The 23,080-nt window shown below is 49.0% G+C and carries 21 protein-coding genes and 1 tRNA gene; 17 read left to right on the top strand and 5 right to left on the bottom strand.

Features of this window, described 5'->3' with window-relative positions; translation table 11 throughout:
* Positions 1-231 precede the first annotated feature (231 nt).
* Positions 232-885 carry a DNA oxidative demethylase AlkB gene (alkB, locus tag ACO0LF_RS28105; RefSeq protein WP_423020147.1) on the top strand — a complete coding sequence of 218 codons (654 nt, stop codon included), beginning with the start codon at positions 232-234 and terminating at the stop codon, positions 883-885.
* Positions 886-936: 51 nt separating this feature from the next.
* Complete coding sequence (locus tag ACO0LF_RS28110) at positions 937-1,842, top strand: 5'-nucleotidase (RefSeq protein ID WP_423020149.1); 906 nt, start codon at positions 937-939, stop codon at positions 1,840-1,842.
* Positions 1,843-1,907: 65 nt separating this feature from the next.
* On the opposite strand, the gene ACO0LF_RS28115 is transcribed toward ACO0LF_RS28110, so the two are convergent.
* A complete protein-coding gene (locus ACO0LF_RS28115) occupies positions 1,908-4,217 on the bottom strand; it encodes an NADP-dependent malic enzyme (RefSeq protein WP_423020151.1) in 2,310 nt (769 codons plus the stop codon).
* 280 nt (positions 4,218-4,497) lie between these two features.
* Here ACO0LF_RS28115 and ACO0LF_RS28120 point away from each other — a divergent pair, with 280 nt between their 5' ends.
* The 5 genes from ACO0LF_RS28120 to ACO0LF_RS28140 all read left to right on the top strand — a co-directional run bounded on the left by ACO0LF_RS28120 (position 4,498) and on the right by ACO0LF_RS28140 (position 7,931).
* On the top strand, positions 4,498-4,977 hold the full coding sequence (locus ACO0LF_RS28120) for a rubrerythrin family protein (RefSeq protein ID WP_423020153.1): 480 nt from the start codon (positions 4,498-4,500) through the stop codon (positions 4,975-4,977).
* Between the two features lie 34 nt (positions 4,978-5,011).
* Positions 5,012-5,176 carry a rubredoxin gene (locus ACO0LF_RS28125; RefSeq protein ID WP_423020155.1) on the top strand — a complete coding sequence of 55 codons (165 nt, stop codon included), beginning with the start codon at positions 5,012-5,014 and terminating at the stop codon, positions 5,174-5,176.
* A gap of 7 nt (positions 5,177-5,183) precedes the next feature.
* Positions 5,184-6,371 (top strand): FAD-dependent oxidoreductase, encoded by a 1,188-nt coding sequence (locus tag ACO0LF_RS28130; RefSeq protein ID WP_423020157.1) that lies wholly within the window; start codon positions 5,184-5,186, stop codon positions 6,369-6,371.
* A gap of 70 nt (positions 6,372-6,441) precedes the next feature.
* Positions 6,442-7,410: a thiamine-phosphate kinase gene (gene thiL / locus ACO0LF_RS28135; protein ID WP_423020159.1), complete on the top strand. Its 969-nt coding sequence runs from the start codon at positions 6,442-6,444 to the stop codon at positions 7,408-7,410.
* Positions 7,407-7,931 carry a phosphatidylglycerophosphatase A gene (locus tag ACO0LF_RS28140; protein WP_423020161.1) on the top strand — a complete coding sequence of 175 codons (525 nt, stop codon included), beginning with the start codon at positions 7,407-7,409 and terminating at the stop codon, positions 7,929-7,931. Before thiL ends, ACO0LF_RS28140 begins: the two co-directional genes overlap by 4 nt.
* Positions 7,932-7,987: 56 nt before the next feature.
* Here ACO0LF_RS28140 and ntrC read toward each other — a convergent pair whose 3' ends face one another.
* From ntrC to glnA, 4 genes are all read right to left on the bottom strand, one after another.
* Entirely contained in the window at positions 7,988-9,502 is a 1,515-nt protein-coding gene (gene ntrC / locus ACO0LF_RS28145) for a nitrogen regulation protein NR(I) (RefSeq protein ID WP_423020163.1), read from the bottom strand.
* 77 nt (positions 9,503-9,579) lie between these two features.
* Positions 9,580-10,653: a nitrogen regulation protein NR(II) gene (gene glnL, locus ACO0LF_RS28150; RefSeq protein WP_423020165.1), complete on the bottom strand. Its 1,074-nt coding sequence runs from the start codon at positions 10,651-10,653 to the stop codon at positions 9,580-9,582.
* A gap of 86 nt (positions 10,654-10,739) precedes the next feature.
* Positions 10,740-11,216 carry a DUF4124 domain-containing protein gene (locus ACO0LF_RS28155; protein WP_423020167.1) on the bottom strand — a complete coding sequence of 159 codons (477 nt, stop codon included), beginning with the start codon at positions 11,214-11,216 and terminating at the stop codon, positions 10,740-10,742.
* A gap of 150 nt (positions 11,217-11,366) precedes the next feature.
* A complete protein-coding gene (gene glnA / locus ACO0LF_RS28160) occupies positions 11,367-12,782 on the bottom strand; it encodes a type I glutamate--ammonia ligase (RefSeq protein WP_110258329.1) in 1,416 nt (471 codons plus the stop codon).
* 618 nt (positions 12,783-13,400) lie between these two features.
* On the opposite strand from glnA, the gene ACO0LF_RS28165 reads away from it, so the two are divergent.
* The 10 genes from ACO0LF_RS28165 (at position 13,401) to ACO0LF_RS28210 (ending at position 23,070) form a co-directional block, all read left to right on the top strand.
* Entirely contained in the window at positions 13,401-15,209 is a 1,809-nt protein-coding gene (locus ACO0LF_RS28165; RefSeq protein ID WP_423020169.1) for a putative bifunctional diguanylate cyclase/phosphodiesterase, read from the top strand.
* 256 nt (positions 15,210-15,465) lie between these two features.
* Positions 15,466-15,930 carry a rhodanese-like domain-containing protein gene (locus ACO0LF_RS28170; RefSeq protein WP_423020171.1) on the top strand — a complete coding sequence of 155 codons (465 nt, stop codon included), beginning with the start codon at positions 15,466-15,468 and terminating at the stop codon, positions 15,928-15,930.
* Positions 15,931-16,038: 108 nt separating this feature from the next.
* Positions 16,039-16,128 (top strand) — tRNA-Ser (locus ACO0LF_RS28175).
* 113 nt (positions 16,129-16,241) lie between these two features.
* Positions 16,242-16,907, top strand: a complete 666-nt coding sequence (locus ACO0LF_RS28180; RefSeq protein WP_423020173.1) for a hypothetical protein — start codon at positions 16,242-16,244, stop codon at positions 16,905-16,907.
* A 178-nt stretch (positions 16,908-17,085) separates the two neighbouring features.
* Positions 17,086-17,616 carry a hypothetical protein gene (locus ACO0LF_RS28185; protein WP_423020175.1) on the top strand — a complete coding sequence of 177 codons (531 nt, stop codon included), beginning with the start codon at positions 17,086-17,088 and terminating at the stop codon, positions 17,614-17,616.
* A gap of 111 nt (positions 17,617-17,727) precedes the next feature.
* On the top strand, positions 17,728-18,252 hold the full coding sequence (locus tag ACO0LF_RS28190) for a hypothetical protein (protein ID WP_423020177.1): 525 nt from the start codon (positions 17,728-17,730) through the stop codon (positions 18,250-18,252).
* A gap of 250 nt (positions 18,253-18,502) precedes the next feature.
* The gene (locus ACO0LF_RS28195; RefSeq protein WP_423020179.1) at positions 18,503-18,976 is read left to right on the top strand and encodes a DUF2716 domain-containing protein; all 474 of its coding nucleotides are present in this window, start codon (positions 18,503-18,505) and stop codon (positions 18,974-18,976) included.
* A 385-nt stretch (positions 18,977-19,361) separates the two neighbouring features.
* Positions 19,362-21,068, top strand: a complete 1,707-nt coding sequence (locus tag ACO0LF_RS28200; protein ID WP_423020181.1) for a cation:proton antiporter — start codon at positions 19,362-19,364, stop codon at positions 21,066-21,068.
* Between the two features lie 321 nt (positions 21,069-21,389).
* Positions 21,390-21,587, top strand: coding sequence for a hypothetical protein (locus ACO0LF_RS28205; RefSeq protein ID WP_423020183.1), 198 nt, complete (start codon positions 21,390-21,392; stop codon positions 21,585-21,587).
* Positions 21,588-21,942: 355 nt separating this feature from the next.
* Positions 21,943-23,070, top strand: a complete 1,128-nt coding sequence (locus tag ACO0LF_RS28210) for a DNA topoisomerase IB (RefSeq protein WP_423020185.1) — start codon at positions 21,943-21,945, stop codon at positions 23,068-23,070.
* Positions 23,071-23,080: the final 10 nt, after the last annotated feature.

The following is a 23,080-nucleotide window of genomic DNA, read 5'->3' on the forward strand; positions in this document are numbered from 1 at the left end:
CTTCAGGCTATTTACAGCTCCAGGTTTTCTGCGTCATTTCTTTCGCTCAAACCCCATCACTACTCCTATCTTCGCCCGCTCTTCAGCGGGAGGCGGACTATAGCAAATTTATCGCAGGCTTTGCAAGAGAAATTTACTTAAGCCGCCAAACTTATAAAAAATGAATTAGGCTTATGTATATATATGAATCATGAACCCATGAAATGAAGATGCGCAAGCAAAAGCCAAGCAATGAACTATTCACTCTTTGACGACGTAAGTGACATACAGCCCTGGACGGAATCCATCTGTGAAGGCGCACTGATACTCAGGCATTTTTCAGTACCTCACGAAACTGCATTGCTGGATGGCATACAGCAAATATCAAGCAAACACCCTTTCCGGCACTTGCGCACTCCCAACGGCCATCGCATGTCAGTCGCGATGACTTGCTGTGGCAAAGTGGGCTGGGTATCTGATAGTGATGGTTATCGCTATAGCGCATATGATCCGGAAAATGGCGAGCACTGGCCTGCTATGCCTGACAGTTTTTCTTCGCTTGCAGTGCAAGCAGCACAAGAAGCTGGTTTTTCTGGCTTTACACCAGACAGCTGCCTGATCAATCAATATCAGGTGGGATCACGCCTTAGTCTCCATCAGGATAAAGACGAAAAGAAATTTGGTGCACCTATCGTGTCTTTCTCACTAGGGATACCGGCGACATTTCTTTTTGGTGGCATGCAACGCACTGACCCCGTCCAGCGTTACCATCTGGCACATGGTGATGTGGTGGTCTGGGGCGGCCCAGCCAGATTACGTTACCATGGCGTCGCTCCAATTAAAGAGGCAGCACATCCTCTATTGGGGACACAAAGAATCAATCTGACATTTCGCCAGGCTATATAGATAGAATACCGCTTTTATCTCATCACCAAATAACAAGACGAATAATCCCATATGCCATTTTCGTTAGACAATCTTTTAGTCATAGGAATTTCTTCGCGCGCCCTGTTCGATCTGGAGGCGGAAGAAGCCATTTTTCAGGAACAAGGTCTGGATGCCTATCGCCAGCATCAACTCAAGGAAGAAAACAGTATATTAAAACCAGGGGCAGCTTTTGCCCTGGTCAAAGCCTTGTTGAAACTTAATGCACTGACGCCTGGCCACAGACTGGTGGAAGTTGTCATCATGTCGCGCAATTCATCCGAGACGTCTTTGCGTATATTTAATTCCATTGCTCACTATGGTCTGGATATTACGCGCGCGGCCCTGTCTGGCGGATCGCCACTGGCGCCCTATTTGCTGGCTTTTAATGTCAGCCTGTTTTTATCCCTGCATGAAGATGATGTGCAAGCCGCCATCAATTCTGGCGTGGCATCGGCAATGTTATATCGCTTACCGGAAAACGCCGCCGACCCCGAGCAAATACGCATTGCCTTTGATGGCGATGCAGTTATTTTCTCGGATGAATCAGAACGTATTTATCAGGAGCGTGGTGTGGAAGCCTTTGAACAGCATGAAAGAGAAAATGCCTTGAAGCCCTTGCCTGAAGGGCCTTTCGCCAGACTGCTGCTGGCCTTATCCTACTTGCAGAATAATTTCAAAACGCCGGATGGGCGTGCCTTCCCACTACGTACTGCTCTGGTCACTGCACGTGCATCACCAGCACATGAGCGCGTCATACGTACGTTGCGCGCCTGGAATATCGCGATTGATGAAACCTTCTTCATGGGTGGCGTTAACAAATCTGCCGTACTGGCAGCCTTCAAGCCGCATATGTTTTTTGATGATCAGCATGGCCATTGTCTGCATGCGTCGAATGTCGTGCCGACTGGCCGGGTGCCAGTCAAACAAGGAAAATAAATCGCCGCAAAACAAAAAAAGCCAGCCTAATTTATCAGGCTGGCTTTTTTACATCTGACGGCAGATTAACGTTGTGCGAGTACGTCCACCACACACAAAGCTGTCATGTTGACGATGCGGCGCACCGTTGCCGATGGCGTCAATATGTGCACGGGCTTGGCACAACCCAGCAAGATAGGGCCAATCGCGACATTATTACCTGCGGTTGTTTTCAACAAGTTATAGGCAATATTTGCTGCATCGATATTTGGCATGACGAGCAAATTGGCATCGCTCTTCAATGTTGAATCAGGCATCATTTTTTTGCGATAGCTGGTATCGAGCGCAGTGTCACCATGCATTTCACCATCGACTTCAAGGTCTGGTGCATCACGCTGAATAATCGCCAGTGCTGCACGCATTTTTTGTGCGGATTCGCTATTGCTGGAACCAAAATTTGAATGGGATAACAAGGCTGCTTTGGGCAACAAGCCAAAGCGACGCATTTCTTCTGCTGCCAGAATCGTGATCTCGGCAATTTGCTCTGCCGTCGGATTTTCATTGACATGCGTATCAACCAGGACCAACTGACGATCTGGCAAGACCAGGCCATTCATGGCGGCATAGACATTCACACCTTCGCGCTTGCCCAATACCTGATTGATGTAATTCAAATGCAGGCCAGTTGTGCCAAAAGTGCCGCAGATCATGCCGTCTGCATCACCTTTATGGATCATCATGGCACCGATCAGGGAATGACGGCGGCGCATTTCCAGTTTGGCATATTGCTCGGTCACGCCTTTGCGGGCAGTCATCTGGTGATAAGTCTGCCAGTAATCGCGATAACGGTCGTCCTGTTCTGGATTGATGACTTCAAAATCAACGCCTGCTTTGAGACGCAAACCAAATTTTTCTATGCGCTGATCGAGGATGTGTGGACGACCCACGAGGATAGGCGCAGCCAGCTTTTCATCAACGATGACCTGCACTGCGCGCAAGACTTTTTCTTCCTCACCCTCTGCATAGACGATACGCTTGCGGTCAGCAGGTGCTTTTTTGGCGATCTGGAACAGTGGCTTCATAAAAGTACCACTGTGGTAGACGAATTGCTGCAGCTTTTCTACATAAGCCTGCATATCCTGAATAGGACGAACAGCCACACCGCACTGCTCTGCCGCTCTTGCCACTGCTGGGGCAATCTTGATCATCAGACGAGGATCAAAAGGTTTAGGTATCAGGTATTCAGGCCCAAAGGACAGATTGCTAATGCCATATGCAGAAGCCACTACGTCTGATTGCTCTGCCTGTGCCAGTTCAGCAATCGCATGCACAACCGCGATTTCCATTTCACGTGTGATGGTGGTTGCACCGCAATCCAGAGCGCCACGGAAAATATACGGGAAACACAGGACATTATTGACTTGATTCGGGAAGTCAGAGCGACCAGTCGCCATAATGGCATCATCACGCACAGCCTTGACTTCTTCAGGCAGGATTTCTGGCGTAGGGTTAGCCAAAGCCAGGATCAAGGGATTTGGCGCCATCAGCTTGACCATATCCTGCTTGAGCACACCAGCAGCTGACAAGCCGAGGAAAATATCCGCGTCAGGCATGACATCACGCAGGCTACGGGCTGAGGTTTCTTGGGCAAAACGCTCTTTGTCCGGGTCCATTAATTCGACGCGGCCTTTATAAACCACGCCAGCCAGATCGGTGACAAAGATATTTTCGAGCGGGAAACCCAGATCGACGATCAAATCCAGGCAGGCCAAGGCCGCAGCACCAGCACCAGAAACAACCAGCTTGGTGTTTCTGATGGTTTTACCTACGACTTTCAAGCCATTCAGGATTGCTGCACCAACGATGATTGCCGTACCGTGCTGGTCATCATGGAAGACCGGTATCTTCATACGTTCACGCAGTTTGCGTTCTATATAGAAGCATTCAGGTGCTTTGATATCTTCGAGATTGATACCGCCAAATGTAGGCTCCAGAGAGGCAATGATATCGACCAGCTTATCAGGGTCAGACTCACTGATTTCGATATCAAATACATCAATACCAGCGAATTTCTTGAACAGTACGCCCTTACCTTCCATCACCGGCTTGGATGCCAATGGGCCGATATTACCCAGACCCAGTACCGCAGTACCGTTAGTAATGACACCCACCAGGTTGCCACGGGCAGTGTATTTAAATGCTGCAGTTGGATCGGCGACGATCTCTTCACAAGGGGCAGCCACGCCGGGGGAATACGCCAAAGCCAGATCACGTTGATTTGTCAATTGCTTGGTAGCAGTGACACTGATTTTGCCAGGAGTCGGAAATTCATGATATTCCAGCGCTGCCTGGCGCAATTGTTGACGTATTTGTTCTTTTTGATCTGACGAATCCATGTCCTTGGCCTTCTTTCTATTTTTGCTTACGGAAATCTTACTGGTAGAGATTCTAGCAGAGGGAACCCTCTAACTTTATACGTATTTGTACGACTCTTATGCTTTTCTGGCATAACCAAATGCAATTTATTCTGCTAGGCAAGAATCCATAGTCACTGACTATTGAATCAATAAAATCAATTATCTTTGAATATTGATTATTAAAATCTATTATGCATCTCATGTTGATAGCAAATGCAAACAACACCCTAAAGCACCGTTAATAACCAAGGAGAGCATTATGAGCACCCAGGCAAACCCATCCGTCACCATCCAGAACCTTGAATCCGCCTTTGCTGGCGAATCCATGGCCCATATCAAATATCGCTATTTCGCCAAACTGGCACGTGAAGCAGGTGCGATAGACATTGCAGAAGCATTTGAAGCAACCGCTGATCAAGAAGTCATGCATGCTTTTGGTCATCTGGATTTGCTCTATCCCAAAACCCAGTTGACACCACAGCGTGCCCTGGAAATTGCTATCGAAGGTGAGACTTATGAATACACAGAAATGTACCCAAAATTCCGCCACCTCGCTGTGGAAGAAGGCAACCAGGCTGCTGTCGCTGAATACGATGAGCAAATCGCAGAATCTAAGGAACACGCTGAAAACTTTAAGCGGACTTTAGAAATTGCGGCAAAACGTTTTGCTGCTCTGGCCAAGGTAGAAGAGCGCCACGCCAATCACTACCGCGCCGTACTGGAAGCCAATCCAGCCTGAGCCACAAAACATTTCATCAAACACAGAGGACACCATGAAAACTTACCAATGCATCGTATGCGGTTTTATCTATGAAGAATCCAAAGGCTTGCCAGAAGAAGGCATCGCCGCTGGCACACGCTGGGATGATATTCCGGCTGACTGGGCATGCCCTGATTGCGGCGTCGCCAAAGCTGATTTTGACATGATAGAAATCTGAGGTAATCATGAAACCCATCGCCATCATCGGTTCCGGCCTGGCTGGCTATACAGTCGCCAGAGAATTCCGCAAGCTTGATAAGACCACACCCTTGCTGATCATCACTGGCGATGATGGCGGTTTTTATTCCAAGCCCATGCTGTCGAATGCTTTTGCCATGGGCAAGCAGCCGCAGCAATTGCAAAGCAAAACGGTAGATCAGATGGCAGCCGAACTGACTGCCACTATCCTGACCAAAACTCTGGCGAGCAGCATTGATACAAAGGCGCAGACCCTGCAAACCAAGGTGGGAGAATTTGGCTATGCGCAACTAGTACTGGCGCTTGGTGCGCAAGCTATACGACTGCCTATCGCTGGTAACGCGGCAGACCAGGTTTTATCGGTCAATAATCTGGCCGATTATGCCGTGTTCCGCGACAAGTTGGCACAAGCCGGTGACAAGGCCAGGGTCACCATACTGGGAGCAGGTTTGATAGGCTGTGAATTCAGTGATGACCTGGCCAGTGCAGGACATGAAGTGACCTTGATAGACCCAAACACCCTGCCGCTCGCTGCGCTGGCACCGACAGCTATTTCACAAGGCTTGCATGCTGCCTTGAGCGCTAAAGGTGTACAACTCAAACTGGGCACCACTGCCACCCAGATTGATGTACTGGATAATGCCTTGCAAGTAAGGCTATCCAATGGCGAGAGTTTTAACACCGATGCCGTCTTGTCGGCAGTCGGCTTACGGGCTGATATACGTCTGGCGCAGGCAGCACAATTGCAGACTGATCGCGGCATTGTCATCAATGAGTATGGCCAGACCAGCGTGCCCGGGATATTCGCGCTTGGAGATTGCGCGCAGTACAGACAAGCCGATGGCAGCTACAGTCTGATGCCCTATGTTGCACCTATCATGACAGCAGCCAGGGCAATTGCACTAAGCCTGACAGGTCAATTGACTGCCATAGACATGAAACCGTCTGCAGTACTGGTAAAGACACCCAGCTACCCGGTTGCACTGATCCCACCTGCGCTTGCGGTCAGTAAATCAGGCTTGTGGGAATCAAACCATACTGAAGGTGTCACTATCAGCCGCTACTTTGATAAAAGCAAAAAATTGCATGGATTTGCAGTCGCCCCGCAAGATGCCAAGTCCAGAAATGCGCTGATTGCAGAATTAACAGAAGCACAAGCAACCCGGCTGAACTGAACAAGCGCGCAGTACCGAGGGTGTCGGGGGTTTATCTTGAATCCTGAAGCAGCTTAGGTACAATGCGCGCATGCTTTCCGAATTTGATCTCATCAAGCGCTACTTTGCGCAGCACAGTACCCAAGACAGCCGCATCGCCCTCGGCATAGGGGATGATTGCGCCCTGCTCAACCCCAGCCCCGGTAAACAGATGGCTATTTCCAGTGACATGCTGGTATCTGGCCGTCACTTTTTCCCGGATGCTGACCCGTACAGGCTGGGCCATAAATGTCTGGCGGTGAATTTATCTGACCTGGCTGCCATGGGTGCTGAGCCACTGGGGTTTACCCTGGCCTTATCCCTGCCTGAAGCAAATCAGGATTGGCTGGCAGAGTTTTCTCGCGGCTTGCTGGCACTGGCGGATGAACATCATTGTCACCTGATAGGTGGTGACACTACCAAGGGCCCACTGAATATCTGTATCACTATCTTCGGTGAACTGCCTCCCGGTACCGCCCTGCGCCGTGATGCTGCCAAAGTTGGCGATGATATCTGGGTATCCGGCACACTGGGTGATGCCCGCCTGGCTTTAGCGGGCTACTGGAAAGAAGTCACTCTCAGCGAACCTGATCACCAACTGGCGGCAACACGCATGCACCAGCCCAGCCCGCGTATAGCACTGGGCATGGCCTTGCGCGGCATAGCCCATGCGGCACTGGATATTTCTGATGGCCTCGCTGGTGATCTGGGTCATATCCTGGAAAAGTCACAAGTGGGTGCCAGCCTGTTTATAGATCAAATGCCCGCTGGTCCGGTCTTACAAACCCAGCCACAGGAGCTGCGCAGGCAATTTACACTGAACGGTGGCGATGATTATGAACTGTGCTTTACTGCGCCAGCAAGCAGTAGAGAACAAGTCATCGCTGCTGCCGCAAAATCCCAAACTACTGTCACCCGCATAGGCCAGATAGAAGCAGATGCGGGCTTGCGCTTAGTTGATGACGATGGCAAACCAGTGCATCTGCAATATAAATCCTTCGATCATTTCGTCAATCCATGAGCACTTTAGAAAACGGCCAGACAGCCATCGTCACCCACCCAGGCTGGCGCTTCATGCTGCGTCACCCTGCCCATATTCTGGCCCAGGGTTTTGGCAGCGGCTTATCACCCATTATGCCCGGCACATCAGGCACTCTGTTTGCGTGGTTAAGTTTTTACGTATTATCCAGCCGCTGGCCTGAGGTATTTACCACCCTTAACTGGCTTGCCATCATTGTCATTGGTTTCACCGTTGGTGTATGGGCTTGCCATGTCACGGGCAAGAACATGGGTGTCGCCGATCATGGCAGCATGGTGTGGGATGAGATCATTGCTTTTTGGCTGGTGTTGCTATTCATCGTCCCTGCCGATTGGCAAACCCAGCTGTGGGCGTTTATTGGCTTCCGGTTTTTTGACATGGTCAAGCCACCGCCTATAGGGTATTTTGACCGCCGTTTCAAAGGCGGTTTTGGTGTGATGTGGGATGATATTGTGGCAGCTTTCTTTTGCCTGCTGAGCTTTGCACTCTGGCGCTGTTTCTAAAAAATAATGGCTGCAATTTGCAGCCATTATTTTTACTGTTTCATATTGAAGAATACTTATTCATCCTTCACCCCATCTATCCCCAGCTCCTGAATCTTGCGGGTAATGGTATTCCTGCCTATGCCCAGGCGTATCGCTGCATCATTCTTGCGACCATGAGTATGGCGCAATGCTGCCTTGATGACGACGGATTCAAAACAGCGACCCAGCTTATCGATCACTTCTGACTGACCTTCTGCCAGCATGGCTGTTGCCTCTGCCTCAAGCAAGGAAACCCAGCTCTCGCCACTTCTATATGCCGCTTTGTCAGGAAGACTGCTGCCATTGATTGGTGCTGGAACACCTGACTGGTATTCGTTACTCCTGACAGCCGCATCATTGACACCATGCGCTATTGGCACCTGAGTTGAAACTGCAGCAATCGGCACCAGATCTTGTGGCAAGTCAGGGACCTCGACAGTCTGCCCGGGTGCCATGACGGTAATCCAGTTACACAGGTTTTCCAACTGCCTGACATTGCCCGGAAAATCCAGGCTGGACAGAAATTGCAAGGCAGGTTCAGACATGCGCTTGACATCCACACCCAATTGCTTGGCGCTCTGATTCAAGAAGTACTTGGTCAACAACGGAATATCTTCACGGCGTTCGCGCAAACTGGGCAGGCGCAGGCGGATGACGTTCAGGCGGTGATACAAGTCTTCGCGGAACAAGCCATCTTTGACGCGGGTTTCCAGATTCTGGTGGGTTGCGGCGATGACGCGCACATTTGCCTTCATGGGCTGGTGTCCACCTACGCGATAAAAATGCCCATCCGACAGCACCCGCAACAAACGCGTTTGCAAATCAAAAGGCATGTCACCGATTTCATCGAGGAACAAGGTGCCACCTTCAGCCTGTTCGAAGCGACCGCGGCGTGTAGTTTGTGCACCAGTAAAAGCGCCGCGTTCATGACCAAATAATTCCGACTCCAGCAAATCTTTGGGGATCGCTGCCGTATTCAGGGCGATAAAAGGTTGGGATGCGCGTGGGCTATGCTTGTGCAAGGCACGCGCCACCAATTCTTTACCACTGCCAGACTCGCCCGTAATCATTACTGTCACGTTCGATTGCGATAAACGACCAATGGCACGAAACACATCTTGCATGGCAGGTGCCTGGCCCAGTATCTCCGGTGTTTCAGAGATGCTTTGTTCTACACTGGATTCGCGCAGGCTTTCATCCAGTGCGCGGCGTATCAACTCAACTGCCTTGTCGAGATCGAAAGGCTTGGCCATGTATTCAAAAGCCCCACCCTGAAAAGCCGCCACTGCCGATTCCAGATCAGAAAACGCTGTCATGATAATCACTGGCAAACCTGGGTATTTGGCTTTGACAGTTTGCAAGAGTTCAAGACCGGAGGCGCCATGCATGCGTATATCCGACACCAGTACCTGCGGCGTATCGCTTTGCAAGGCATTCATCGCATCTCTGGCATTGGTGAAGCTGCGAGTTGCCAGGTTTTCTCTCGCCAGGGCTTTTTCCAGCACCCAGCGAATTGAATCATCGTCGTCCACTATCCAGATTGGTTTCATATTGTCGTTTTGCAGTCTGTGTTAAGCATATCGATAGAAGGAGCACTTTTGGTGCCGCCACTTTGCCACAGCCCTAGTCAAGGTAGTGGTATCAGTATCCGGAAATCCGTACATCCCGGCCGGCTCTCGCATTCGATGACACCCATGTGTTGTTCAACGAAAGTTTGTGCCAGCGTCAAGCCCAGACCGCTACCGCCTTCCTTGCCCGACACCAGGGGATAGAAAATACGGTTGCGTATCTCAGGCGGGATGCCCGGACCGTTATCAATGATATGCAAGTCTAATGCCAGCCTGTAGCGTACTTTGGCCAAGGTGATCTGGCGCACCACGCGCGACTTGAAAGTCAGCACGGCATCGCCCTGCCTTATACGCTCATTCAGGGCTTGCGCGGCATTGTGGGCAATGTTCAAGACTGTCTGTATCAGCTGTTCTTTGTCGCCTCGAAATTCAGGTATGGATAAATCATAGTCACGCTTGATGCTTAAACCGTGCGGAAATTCCGCAACAATCAGGCTGCGCACACGCTCACAGACTTCATGGATATTGACGTCACCGACAATATGAGGCAGGCGATGCGGTGCCAGCAAACGATCTACCAGCGTCTGCAGCCTGTCGGCCTCCTTGATGATGACCTGGGTATATTCACGCAATTCACGCAAGTGCCGCTCGGGCAATTCCAGCTCCAGCAATTGTGCTGCACCACGTATGCCACCCAAGGGATTCTTGATTTCATGGGCCAGATTACGGATCAGCTCCTTATTGGCCTTGCTCTGGTCCAGCATGCGCTCTTCTCTGTCGAGCTTGAGCTGCTGCACGTTTTCACGCAACTCTATCAAGACCGGTGTCTCAGGATTATCGAGGGCCGTCACGATACTGTGTACATGCAAGGGATCGCGCCCTGCCCGCTCCAGCGTCAGATCCTGGCGTTTGTCAGCAAACTGGTGGGCGACCGCCTGATGGAAAACGGTAGTCAATTCCTGGCCATTCAGGAACAGGTCCGTCAGATTCAGATGCGTCAGCGACTTGAAAGAAGAATCGAGCAGGTTTTCAGCAGCCGCATTGGCAAATAAAATACTGCCCTCAGCATCCAGCACAATCACGGCTGAAGTCAGCAAATCCAGGCCAGCAAATGAGGTAAGTGGAGTTTTCAAAAATTGTCCATAAAAAAAGGCCGCACAGAGCGACCTTTACGCAAGCATCATGCCCGAACAGCAATTTACTCTTTTACACTGGCAACTTATTTCGCATTGGCAATTTCACGTTTCAGTGCTTCTATGTTCTTTTCGGTGCGGCTGACGTCTTCTTTCATCAAATTGGTGCGTTCCTGGTATTTGGCAAAATTTCTTTCATCACCGCGGCGCTCAGGCTCACCATTATTGTATTCTTTCTTCAGATTGGCGAGTTTTTGCTCTTCGTTCTTCAATTCATCCATCAAAATCTGTTTACGGTCTGAATCTCTGGCTTTTTGTGTGCCTTCATCCACTTTAGGGAAGTCATTAGGGCTGCTGGCCGGTTTGCCTTGCGGTTTCTTACCCGGCGCAGGCAATGTTGGCGCCGGAACAACGGTGATACCCTGCAAATCCACCTTCTTGCAACCTTTGACTGCGCCTGTATTTTTGTATTCTTTTTTACCATTATCATCCACGCACAGGTACACATCACCCTGCGCATAGGCAAACGCCTGCACACCAATAAAGAGAATAAGGCCTGACAAAAGTCGATTCATAGGAAAGCAATAATCATTAACAGACTGATAGTGTATGTCATGCAGCGCTGCAACACAATTACTGAGAAATTAGCATTTGTAACAAAAAAAGCGAGGTTACCCTCGCTTTTTTGTCTATTTACTCAGACTTTACTCAAATTACAGAGAGTAATACATGTCGAATTCAACAGGATGAGTTGTCATGCGGAAGCGTTGTACTTCTTGCATTTTCAAATCAATGTAGGCATCGATCATGCTGTCACTGAATACACCACCGCGTGTCAGGAACTCGCGGTCTTTATTCAATGCTTCCAGTGCTTCTTCCAGAGATGCACACACTGTTGGGATCAATGCATCTTCTTCTGGTGGCAAATGGTAGAGATCTTTGCTGGCTGCTTCACCAGGATGAATCTTGTTCTGTACGCCATCCAGACCCGCCATCATCAATGCAGCAAAGCACAGGTATGGGTTAGCCAGTGGATCAGGGAAACGTGTTTCGATACGGCGGCCCTTAGGATTGGCAACGTAAGGAATACGGATGGAAGCAGAACGGTTGCGGGCAGAGTAAGCCAGTTTCACTGGAGCTTCATAGCCTGGCACCAGACGTTTGTAAGAATTGGTACCTGGATTAGTGATCGCATTCAATGCTTTTGCATGCTTGATGATACCGCCGATGTAGTACAGGGCGAAATCAGACAAACCAGCATAGCCGTCGCCAGCGAACAGGTTTTTGCCATCTTTCCAGATGGATTGATGCACGTGCATGCCAGAACCGTTGTCGCCAACGATAGGCTTAGGCATGAAAGTCGCTGTCTTGCCATAAGTGTGGGCAACATTCCAGACTACGTATTTCAGGTTTTGTGTCCAGTCAGCGCGCTCTACCAGAGTAGAGAACTTGGTGCCGATTTCATTTTGACCAGCGCCAGCCACTTCATGGTGATGCACTTCAACCGGGATACCCAGGGATTCCAGGATCAAACACATTTCAGAACGCATGTCCTGAAAGCTGTCGACTGGAGGAACCGGGAAGTAACCGCCTTTGACCGTAGGACGGTGGCCAGTATTGCCGCCTTCCAGTTTCTCGCCTGTCGTCCAGGAAGCTTCGTCAGAATCAATCTTGACGAAACAGCCAGACATATCCACTTTCCAGCGTACGCTGTCGAAAATGAAGAATTCTGGTTCTGGGCCAAAGTAAGCGGTGTCACCAATGCCAGAGGATTTCAAATAAGCTTCAGCACGTTTCGCGATGGAACGTGGATCGCGGTCATAGCCCTTGCCATCAGATGGCTCGATCACGTCACATTGCATGAACAATGTGGTTTCTTCAAAGAATGGATCAATATTGGCAGTAGATGGATCAGGCATCAGCAACATGTCAGATGCTTCAATACCTTTCCAGCCAGCGATAGACGAGCCGTCAAATGCGTGGCCAGATTCGAATTTATCGATGTCGAACTGGGAAATTGGAACAGTTACGTGCTGTTCTTTGCCTCGGGTATCAGCAAAACGAAAATCAACGAATTTGACTTCGTTATCTTTCGCCATTTTCAAGACTTCTGCGGCTGTCATTGCCATGTGAAACTCCTCTGAGAGCTAAAAAATAAATTCGGAAATTGCTGAGTGCTGCGCCTGCCAGTTTTGTGCGATATGAAACAATAGACAAACCTTATCTTACTGCCCCTACCAACAACATCCACCTGGCGGCTCAACTCACCGGGGATAATAGCAGAAACCATGCCATCATCCAGATCGTGTATATATAAATACGAAATTTGTTAAATGCTTGTTTTTGTGGCGTTTTCCTGAGCAAAAGTAAAACAGCTTAACAAACAGGCAAAACACAGATTGCACCAAAACAATGCGCCGAAAATAAAAAGATCAATTTTGGTGCATTATTAATTTAAAGCTGCTGCCGCGCATTTTTTTGGTGCGTTTTTAAGTTTATCAAAAACGACTCCATTTTATAGTGTCAGCTCGTGCAAAATATTTCATAAAAAATAAGCAAGCTTGATCAAAATCAACTTTTCTTTGCATAGACGTATGTGAAATCGACACTCATTTAGACTGTCACCATCTTTACCAGTCTGACCGCGTGCCAGTCACAAAGATCCAGCACAGAACTGCCGCTTCGCTGGCAGTGTTTTTTTCAGCTTATATATTATGTTGCCCCACCCCAGCCGGCGAAAGCCATTTTTGCTTGCCGCCCTGAGCTTTGTCCTGTCCTTGCTGGCAAGCACCTCCGTGACACTGAAACTGATCAGACTGCGGCAAGAAGCAGGTGAGCAAAAAAAACGGCTCAAAAAAATCATTTGCAAACAGCGGGCAAAGCGCAAACACATAGAAGAAGACTTGCGCATCGCCGCCATTGCCTTTGAGGCCCAGGAAGGCATGGTCATCACCGACCAGCACCGCACCATTTTGCGCGTCAACAATGCTTTCACCCGCATCACTGGCTATAGCCGCGAAGAAGCACTGGGCAAACAAACCAGTCTACTCAAATCAGGGCTGCATGGTGCTGGCTATTATGAAGACATGGGCAAGCAACTGGACGCCAATGCCTATTGGCAAGGCGAAATCTGGAACCGCAGGAAAAATGGTGAAGTCTATCCAGAATGGCTGACCATTACTGCCGTCAAAAACCAGCGCGACCAGGTCATCAACTATGTCGCCACCATGCTGGACATTACTCAGAGAAAAGCAGCAGAGGCCAAACTCGAGCACCTGGCCTATCACGACCCGCTGACCGGGCTGGCCAACCGCAGACTATTAATAGACCGTCTGCAACACAGCCTGCTGGCAAAGAGCCGCAGCAATCTGTATGGCGCAGTGCTCTTCCTTGATCTGGATAATTTCAAAACCATCAATGACAGCAGTGGCCATGGCAGAGGTGACATGCTCTTGCAAGTGGTCGCGAAACGCCTGGAACACAGCATACGCAAAGGCGACACCCTGGCCCGCTATGGAGGCGATGAATTTGTCTTGTTACTCGAAGAACTCAGCGACAACATACGGGAAACCGCGATAGAAACCCAAATGATCGCTACCAAGATACAGGCCGACCTGCGTGCATCCTATGAGCTTGAACACATCGAATACCACAGCAGCGCCAGCATAGGCATCACCCTGTTTGACAAACAAAATAGCTCGGCAGAAGAATTGTTGAAACAGGTTGAAGTCGCCATGTATGAAGCTAAGGCCAGCGGCGGCAACAGCTTCCGTTTCTTTGACAAAGACATGCTCGACATCGTCAACACCCGCGCCGCCCTCGAAGCCGATATGCGCCATGGGCTGCAACAAGGACAATTCGTTTTATATTACCAGGCACAGGTCAACAGCGCAGGCCAGATCACAGGCGCAGAAGCCCTGGTGCGCTGGCAGCATCCACAAAAGGGCCTGGTGCCACCATCTGACTTCATCCCCCTGGCAGAAGAATCCGGCCTCATCCTCAGCCTGGGTGCCTGGATACTGGATAACGCCTGCGCCAAACTGGCAGAATGGCAAAACAGCGAAGATACAAAAAAACGCACACTGGCTGTGAATGTCAGCGCCCGTCAATTCAGGCAAAACGATTTTGTCGCACAAATACTGGATAACATCGCCCGCCACCAGATCGATGCCAGCAAACTCAAACTGGAATTGACCGAAAGCCTGCTGGTCGACAATGTCGAAGCCACCATAGAAAAGATGAACCAACTAAAAACCACAGGCGTGGGATTTTCACTGGATGACTTTGGCACCGGTTACTCTTCACTCTCCTATCTCAAGCGCCTGCCGCTGGATCAACTCAAGATAGACCAATCCTTCGTCCGCGATATCCTCAGCAATACCAATGACGCCGTCATCACCAGGACCATCATTGCCCTGGGCCAGAGCCTGGGCCTGGCCGTGATTGCTGAAGGCGTGGAAACCATAGGCCAGCGCGATTTCCTGCAACAGCAAGGCTGCCTTTCCTATCAGGGTTACCTGTACGGCAAACCCAGCGCCGATTTAGATTTAATATAGGACTTATGCAAAACCGCCCGAGCTGCGTTGCAGCTCCCGCATTTAGTAAATTCGGTACTAAAGTACTGTCTTCGTCGCTACGGTGTAGTCGGGGTTTCAGACAACATGTTGACTGCCGACGGAACGAACCTCTCTTGCAAGAGAGGTTTCCTAAGGCGATAGCCTTGCTGGGACAATTTTGCGCAAGCCCTGATATAAACTAGCGGACACATCAGAAGTACTTTTTTGCAATCGCCATTTCATCAAGGGAACCACCATGTCCACAGATCAAACCCTGCAAACCGCCCGCCAGCGCGGCCAGGAACAAGCCCTGCCCTATGCTGGCGCAGTCACCCCGCAAGAAGCCTATGCCCTGCTGCAAAGTGACAGCAAGGTATTACTCATCGACGTGCGCACCAATGCCGAACGCGACTGGGTAGGCAGGGTCAACATCCATCCAGAGCAACACCTGGCCGTACAATGGAGCCTCTACCCCGGCGGCACACCCAACCCAGACTTCCTGGCGCAACTGCAAACCAGCGCAGCAGACAAGGGGAGCATCATCCTCTTCCTCTGCCGCTCCGGCGTACGCTCCCGCCACGGCGCCAAGCTGGCAACAGAAAACGGCTACACCAATTGCTTTGACATCCGGCAAGGCTTTGAAGGCGACAAGGACGAACAAGGCCACAGAAAAACCCTGGGCGGCTGGTGCCAGCAGGGCCTGCCATGGCTGGGTGCTTAACTTGATGCATAAACAAGATTTACAAAAAACAAGAAAAAGCTTCCATATTGAAGTTTGCTTTGCTAGAATAGCGGACTTCGCTGTTACGGCAAGTTACTAGCGAATGCAGGAGAGGTGGATGAGTGGTTTAAGTCACACGCCTGGAAAGCGTGCGTAGGTTTATCCCTACCGGGGGTTCGAATCCCCCCTTCTCCGCCATGAATATAAAAGCCCTTGGATGATTCCAAGGGCTTTTTGTTTTTATGCAAAAATAATATTCAGCTCAATTTACCTTGAGCAAGATTGCTTGGCTGAACAAGACCAAATTTTGTATGTCTGCTTATATCGCGTCATTATTTTTGCAATCTCACACCCAACTAAAAAAACTAAACAAATCATTTATTATGCGCACCTCGTTCTTGCTACTTATTTTATTGACTAGCCTCCTTACGGGATGCATTACCCCTATCCCTTTGGAAACTGTCACCTATCCAAATAAAGCCAATATTATTTCAACGAAAACTGCAGCCGTGAATATAAGCTCAGGCTCAGCTAAGGCTGGCTCCTCGTATATCACCGTCACAACAGCGCCAGGCGTATATATACCAATTGAAGTACCTTCCTTCAAGGAACTACAGTTTACTGAAAAGGATCAGCAAACCTGTGGCATCGTATTAAAGTCTGAACTCTCCCGCTTGCAAATAGCCAGGATAAATACATCAGATATCCCACCTGATCTAAAGATTGAGATTGTTTTTCCAAAAACATATTACAACCCGGGCATGCAGATATATACGCTTGATGTAGAAATGCAACTGAGCGGAGGTGAAAAGCCTTTCGCAAAAACATATCACTTTTCTTCAGATGAAAAAGACTCGATTTGGGAAAAAATGAATACCAACGCCTATCAAGGAAAAGCCAAGGCGGTTGGGCTGCTGCTTGAAAAACTTATCCCTGATATTGAGATTTATGTGAGCTCCATGATGGCATCAAAATAAACCAAGATTAATATAAATTCAATCAGAGACAACCCAAACCAATCTACCCAATTCAATTTCAAGACATCTGACGGAAAAGATGCGATCAATATTGCTTCTACTTGCTCTTGCCGTGTAGGTGCGAATAGCTTGCATATTCGCATGCATTATTTTTAATGGCCACTACATCAGGATAAACATGACTTCAACCATCGTTTTCGACATCACGCAAATCAGCTGGCAATCTAGTATAAATTGGACACCTGTTGCCTTCTATATAGCAATAGGCAGTATTCAACTTGTCATGAAAAGGCTGTACAAGAAAAAAGCATCAACGGCGCACGGCTTTAGTTGGTTCTATGACAAACTAAGCCGCGCCCTGCCATTTCTGATACTTGCCTTAGGTTTGGTAGTCGCTGCAATCTATGCCAGGAAGGCCCATGCGGATTACACCGTGCTTCGTTCTGCCTATGAAAAAGGGCAATGTGAAATAACCGATGGAACAATCGAGCATTTCGTACCTGGTAAAGATGTGACAAGTGAATCGGTAGAATCTTTCGAGATTGGCACCAGGCACTTCGCTTATCCAAGCCCGGGCAACACTGCGGGCTATAAGACAACAGCTGCCTATGGTGGGCAAATGAAAAATGGCTTGCATGTGCGCATTGATCGCTGCGAGGGTGACATCGCCCGAATTGAAATTATTGACGACGTGAAGCCAAATAATTAGCCATGCAGGCGCGAATATGATTGATGCAATGCGCCTGCCAGACACAGACAAAACCTGTGTCTGCTGCTGGTGTGACGTAGCGCCAGCGAAATTGCTCACATCAGGATAAACATGACTTCAACTATCGTTTTCGACATTACACAGGCCGGATATAAATCCTATACTTTTCCGGCATCCGGGCTAATCGTTGTCACTATTGGCGCGGTGATGCTGTTTTTTCATTTCATCCACAAGCGCCAGAACCCACCAGGCTCGAAAGCCAGGCTTTGGGGGCAAAGTCCTTGGTTTTTTTATTTCTTTTTTGGGTTTTCCTGCATATGGACTATTACCTCATTCCACAGCACTTACTCTGATTATACGGAGTTGCGCAGCGCCTACGAACAGGGTCAATGCAAGCGTGTAGAAGGCAGGGTCGAAAATTTTAAGATAGCTCCAAAAGAAAAAAGGAAATCCGACGAATCATTCGATGTCAGAGGCGAGCATTTCTATTACGCAAATCACTATGTCTCCGCAGGTTTTAATACGTCTTCTATTGCTGGCGGCCCCATGAAAGAAGGCCTGTATGTCCGCATACATCACTGCGGCAACGATATCGCGCGGCTTGAAATTGTCGATGATATGAAACCAAACAATTAACCCACGTAGGTGCGAAAACTCTGTGTATTCGCGCGCATAATTTCTTAATCTCATTGATATTTTTTAGGCTCGACATGCGGGCGATTACATTGCACTAGTCGCACCTACGAGAGATAATCTACTGCGCTCTTCTAGACTAAAACCTACGCCTAAAAGTAGAAAAATACTCTGAACCCAAGCCCCAATAGGTACGAATAACTAACCCACCTATATGCCTTAATTGGCATTACCATTCATTAGAGAAAAAACTATGCGACGTCTTGTCGATAACGAATATTCCGAAGTGTGGGACAATTTTCAGAAAAATTTCGCATTTCGCCCATCGGTCAAAGGGCCATTCCCTGCGATAAAAGAACCTGATGATGCCATCACGTTCTTACTGGCTCGGGACTATGATGACGACATGATTGATGAACTCAGGAACGCTATTTTCAGCGCTTTTGCAGAGTGCATCCCTGAATCCCAAGAATTCTATTATCTTGATTGGCAGCACGAATGCTTTGCACTCAATAATAAGACAGCGACTGATTTCTGGGTAAATGGTTTTCCTGACGGGGACTACGCCATATTTCTATCGAAAGACATGCGCATTGGCACTTTTGGACACCCATGGGAATATAGTATTTGTATTTTTGGTGAAGCTTTTGCACGCGCCATCATCAAACAAAAACCTGTAATGCTTGCGAAGGTCATTCGAAACGCTGGTGGCTATGATATAACCTAAACCCACATAAGCTGCGTATATGCAACCCTCCCGTCATCGATTCGCAAGCATACTGCAAATAGTATTACGCAGAACTACTACAATTTTAAGCTTCTCTTGCAATGTGAGACTTAAAATGCTCAAAAGTATCTTTTCCAATAAGCATATCTCAGCCTAAGGCCAAACCAAATTTCTTGACCAACAGCAATATTAACTCTAGTATTTCCCACTGCACCAACAAAGCCAAGTATGCTCTCCTTCAAGTAGTTTGAAGTACTTGATACTTGGCTACTCGAAATACAGCAATACCTACCGCAAGCCACATGCAAATGATGGCGTCCGAATACTCAATCACTTCAAACTCGATCACGCGCTACGAAGCGGGTGATGACATTCAAGGAGCCGAATGGACCACAGCATTTCGTTGATCACTACCGTCGCTGCCGCTTTTGCCGGGGCACTTGTACTTGGCTTTATTGCCGAAAAAATCAAGGTGCCTGCCCTGGTTGGCTATTTACTGGCGGGGATCGTGATTGGCCCTGCCACGCCAGGCTTTGTGGCGGATGTACATATTGCTTCGCAATTGTCGGAGATAGGTGTGATGCTGCTGATGTTTGGGGTGGGCTTGCATTTCTCACCTGCTGATTTGCTGGCAGTGCGGCGCATTGCTATTCCCGGAGCGGTATTGCAGATGGGGATCACCACGGCTGTGGGCATGGCGATTGCGTCATGGTGGACCTGGAGTGTGGGTGGATCATTGATTTTTGGTTTATCGCTGGCTTGTGCCAGTACGGTGGTGTTGTTGAAGTCACTGGAAACACGCAATCTGTTGAACACCATGAATGGCCGCATTGCAGTGGGCTGGCTGGTGGTGCAGGATTTAGTGACGGTGCTGGTACTGGTGTTGCTACCACCTTTGGCGGGCGTGCTGGGCAGCACAACGGCAGTGGTCGAGAGTACGACGCCACTGTGGATCACAATAGTTAAAACCTTACTGCAGGTTTCGGCCTTTATAGCATTGATGCTGGTGGTTGGTCGCCGTGCTTTGCCCTGGTTGTTGTGGCAGGTGGCACGTACTGGTTCGCGTGAATTGTTCACGCTGTCAGTGGTGGCATCTGCAATTGGCATTGCTTATGGTGCCTCTGTCGTATTCAGCGTGTCGTTTGCGCTGGGTGCATTCTTTGCTGGCACTGTCATGCGGGAATCAGAGTTCAGTCATCGTGCGGCGGAAGAATCATTGCCTTTGCGTGATGCGTTTTCAGTTTTATTTTTTGTGTCAGTGGGCATGGTGTTTGACCCTGCGATTTTGACGACGCAACCATTGAGTGTGCTGTGCGTGGTGGCGATAGTCATACTGGGCAACTTCTTTACTTCTTCTGTGCTGGTGATCTTGTTACGTTACCCGCTCAATACAGCGCTGGCGATAGGTGCGAGCCTGGGGCAGATTGGTGAGTTCTCCATCATCCTGGCTGGTTTGGGTTTGTCGCTGGGCCTGTTGCCGCAAGAGGGTATGAGCCTGATACTGGCGGGCGTGCTGATTTCTATAGGCTTGAATTCTTTCTTGTTTACATTGATAGGGCCAATCAGGAAATGGGCTTTGTCGCACTCTGACCTGGCGCGTGAACTCGATCAAAGACAAGACCCCTACGCTGAACTACCAATGACGACCGAACGAAAATATCTGGAAGGCCAGGTTGTGTTAGTGGGTTATGGCAGAGTTGGTCGTCGTATTGCGCTTGCCATGGATGAACGCGGCATCCCTTATGTGGTGGCAGAGCAGAATCGGGAGGTGGTAGAGGATTTGCGCAAGAAAGGCATCGCTGCTGTCTCAGGTAATGCTGCCGACCCGGCAGTATTGATACAGGCGCACATCACCAATGCCGCAATGCTGGTGGTGGCAACACCAGATACCTTGAATGTGCGACAAATGGCAAAAACTGCCCGCACCCTTAACCCCGGCATTGAAGTTTTGTTGCGCACGCATAGCGAAGACGAATCCCTACTCTTGCGCAAGGAAGAGATAGGTGTAGTCTTTTATGGTGAAGAAGAACTGGCAAAAGGCATGGCGACACATGTATTAAATCGCTTCAAGCCGGGCGATGCCGGGCATTAAATAGCGTAATAAGTAGAGTAATAAGCAGAGTAATAAGCAGCGCAATAAGCGGTTCATGCGCAGCATACAACCATGATGACTTAACATGGGGCCGGGAGACTTTACTGTCCAGAAATCACGCAAAACCGCCCTTGTTGCGTTGCAGCCCCTAGCCGTATTAAAAGTCAGAGCGCTTGCATCATCCGACATGCATAGAGCGTGTTCTCCTACGTCTGTCCTACTCCCTCTATAATTTTTTGCAACTATCATTGCCTTACTGATTGCAAGCGATCAGTGAAATGCGACCGCGGCACTCAGCGGAAAACTTTAAGGAGTTAAAGTATGCCTACTCAAGCAAACAACAACCAATCTCAAAAATCTGGTAACTCTCAAGGCGGCACTCACGAGCAACATGTGAAATCCGGTCAGCAAAGTAACAAAAATGATGCCCAAGGCTCCAAATCTGCCAGTGGCAATAACAGCAATGGCAATTCTCAACGTAACGATTCCAAATCCGCTTCCGATTCCAAAAATCGTTAACTCCTTATTGCTATGTACTCATAGCAGCGACTGTGTCATTACGTGAGTAATTGCTATGGCCGCATAAGGAAAGAACAGGTTTGGAAATATGGAGTTGATGTATGCATGGCATGCGTCAGGATATTTTACTATTTCCAAACCTGTTAAATTCATTGCATGGCATCGATTACTTCTGCCAATGCACCCCAGGCATTCCTGTCCCTGTCTTCTTGCGCTTCTGGATAGTGTTACCGAAATCGTTGCAGTTCACTGATTAGCCATTCTCCTACTCTGCCATATCAAATAGTCTGATACAGGCTTACCCAGCTCTGCATTACTCTGACACTCAATCTAAATCTAAAAAATAGTTTGAGACATGACATCCCTGACATCTGCAAATGGACGGTCCACCAGCTCTGCAATCAAGAGCCAGCAAACTGTTGCATTGATAAAAAGTGACGTGCAATTTGCTGCAAAAAAAGCAGGCTTGTCTTATGTCAGCGATCAGACGCCGGGAATCCGCAGATTGCCCATCAAAAGAAGTGGGAAAACAGCATTCAAATATCTGAACCCGCAAGGCAAGCCCGTCAAGAATGACCAGATACTCTCACGCATCAAGTCACTTGCCATCCCACCAGCATGGACTGATGTATGGATATGTGCGCAAGAAGATGGCCATATACAGGCGACGGCAAGAGATGCGCGACAACGCAAACAATACCGCTACCACAAGAATTGGCGCAGCATCAGGGATGAGGCCAAATATGACAATATGCTGCAGTTTGCATCAGCCTTGCCCTTGATACGGGAAAAAGTCAGCCACTCGCTGGCAATGAAGGGATTGCCACGCGAAAAAGTCATCGCCACTGTGGTCTCATTGATAGAAAATACCTGCATGCGCATAGGCAATGATGAATATGCGCGCACCAACCAGTCATACGGCATCACGACACTGAGAGACAAGCATGTACATCTGAGCGGCACACAATTGCAGTTTGATTTTCGTGGCAAGAGCGGTGTGCAGCATGCCATCACCCTGCGGGCACCAAGACTATGCCGTATCATCAAATCAATGATGGATCTTCCTGGCCAGACTGTCTTTCAATATCTGGATGAAGATGGTCATCCACATGCCGTCAATTCTACCGATGTCAACGATTACATACGCAGTGCAGCCAATGGCGATTTCACCGCCAAGGACTTCAGGACCTGGGCAGGTACGACATTTGCCGTGCAAGCTTTATTGGAAATAGGCGTAGCAGAAACGCAGGCAGAAGCGCGTAAAAACCTGGTCGAGGCAATTAGCCAAGTCGCCAGGAAACTGGGTAATACCCAGGCAGTTTGCCGTAAATGCTATATTCATCCGCAAGTGGCGATTTCATATATGCAGGGGACATTGGCAGAAGAATGGCGGGCCTGTAGCCGCGCCGCAAAGAAAGCGAAAGCCAAGCTGGGGGAAGATGAGGCAATATTGACCAGGCTTCTGGAAAAATGGCAGAGATAATTTGGTAAAT

Origin of the sequence: Undibacterium sp. Di27W, assembly GCF_049340345.1 — a bacterium.
Classification (GTDB): domain Bacteria; phylum Pseudomonadota; class Gammaproteobacteria; order Burkholderiales; family Burkholderiaceae_D; genus Undibacterium.